This is a genomic window from Kitasatospora putterlickiae, assembly GCF_039527695.1.
Taxonomy (GTDB): Bacteria; Actinomycetota; Actinomycetes; order Streptomycetales; family Streptomycetaceae; genus Kitasatospora; species Kitasatospora putterlickiae.
In genome coordinates this window covers 1,115-1,454 of the sequence record NZ_BAAAKJ010000361.1, presented here as the reverse complement: position 1 = coordinate 1,454, position 340 = coordinate 1,115, and the positions used below count along the sequence as shown (strand labels likewise).

Annotated in this window: 1 pseudogene; it reads right to left on the bottom strand. The window is 77.1% G+C overall.

Features of this window, described 5'->3' with window-relative positions:
* Window positions 1–340: pseudogene (locus ABD308_RS32695) on the bottom strand (BTAD domain-containing putative transcriptional regulator); the annotation flags it as partial.

Sequence of the window (340 nt, the reverse complement as noted above, 5' to 3'; positions counted from 1 at the left end):
CGGCGAAGGCCCCGCCGGCCACCGGCAGCAGCGCGATGACCGCGCCGACCAGGCCGGCCGCGGCCCGCTGGCTCCAGCCGAAGGCCGGGATCCGCCGGGCCACCCGGCCGCGCAGCTGCGCCGGGATCTCCAGCAGCACGGAGAGCGCGAAGCAGGCCCAGCCGATCCAGCCGACCACCACCAGCAGCCACAGGAAGAGCCGCCCGTCGTCGGGGCTGGTCAGCAGCGCGCCGAGGCCGTCGGGGGCGAGTTCGCCCATGTCGGCCACCGCCTGGGTGCCGTACAGCAGCAGCGCCGGCACGCCGACGAGCAGGCCGAGCAGGGTGATCAGGGCCGCGAG